This is a genomic window from Bradyrhizobium jicamae (assembly GCF_001440395.1).
Classification (GTDB): domain Bacteria; phylum Pseudomonadota; class Alphaproteobacteria; order Rhizobiales; family Xanthobacteraceae; genus Bradyrhizobium; species Bradyrhizobium jicamae.
The window spans coordinates 5,509-5,816 of sequence record NZ_LLXZ01000213.1 but is presented as its reverse complement, the minus strand read 5'-3'; the positions used below and the strand labels follow the sequence as shown (position 1 = coordinate 5,816).

Genomic DNA, 308 nt, shown 5'->3' with positions numbered 1-308 from the left:
GAACACGCTTACCGATCCCGATCTCATTCAGGTGCTCTGCTTTGTGATCGGAGGATTGTGCACGGCCATCTCTGAAAGCTTCTATGTCATTGCACGTCGCAGGGGATGGCACACATGACCTTCATTATGTCCATTCTTTCGTGGCTTGCTTCCGGCCCGCTCGATCGAATTTTCAAGACGATTGATAACAGCGTGGACAATCAAACGACGCGCGAGCAGATCAAGGCCGATCTTGCCAAGTCCTACCTGTCTTCACAAGTCGCGATCCTGACCGGTCGGGGCTGGTGGTTTCCGCTCCTGTTCATGGT

General features: G+C 53.2%; 1 pseudogene. It reads left to right on the top strand.

What is annotated here, in order from left to right:
- Positions 1 to 114 precede the first annotated feature (114 nt).
- A pseudogene (locus CQ12_RS45485) lies at positions 115 to 308 on the top strand (hypothetical protein); the annotation flags it as partial.